The following is a 611-nucleotide window of genomic DNA, read 5'->3' on the forward strand; positions in this document are numbered from 1 at the left end:
ACCGAACTAAAAAAACCACTGTAAACATCGAACTTCAATTTTGTACTAAAGCCGCCACGCGTTGACAATCCCTCTTGAGCCGTTTGTTATGTACGTGGTTGGTTCTATCCCCAGAAACACCCATAAGTATCGTCTTCTAGTATTTCCAAGAAAGCTTCTAGAAGTTGAATCTCTGGGATTGGCTCATACGAATGCCATTTTTGGTCGGATTTCATCCAGTAAATTTTCCACGCGTCACGCGACTTATAATATTTGACTTTGGCTACTGGGCACTCCATTTTTTCGGATGGATCATTCCACTTAGGACGTATCTCGAAGATTTCGATGACCTGCCCCTCTAACCGATACCCAATATCAAGTTGATTGCGGATCTCTTCTGGCGGTCGACAAGAATCAAGGTACTTCTCCACTGCCTTTCTGTAACGCTGTTGCTCAATTTCTGAAAATGCCATATCTATCACCTAACCCTTTAATTAAGCTAAGTTTACGACCTAATTTCATACGTTGGCTAGGTTAATTTTCGAGAAAGTACATAACGCCCGGCTAAGGGGTTGACAACGCATAGCCGAACTCAAAAAACCACTGTAAACACTGAACTTCAATTTTGCACT

1 protein-coding gene is annotated in these 611 nt (G+C 42.1%); it reads right to left on the reverse strand.

The features are described 5' to 3' along the window. Nucleotides 1-104: 104 nt before the first annotated feature. Entirely contained in the window at nucleotides 105-452 is a 348-nt protein-coding gene (locus AACR75_RS01185) for a DUF3024 domain-containing protein (RefSeq protein ID WP_017042813.1), read from the reverse strand. Nucleotides 453-611 lie beyond the last annotated feature (159 nt).

The sequence above is a fragment of the Vibrio sp. ZOR0018 genome (assembly GCF_963865925.1).
GTDB classification, from domain to species: Bacteria; Pseudomonadota; Gammaproteobacteria; order Enterobacterales; family Vibrionaceae; genus Vibrio; species Vibrio anguillarum.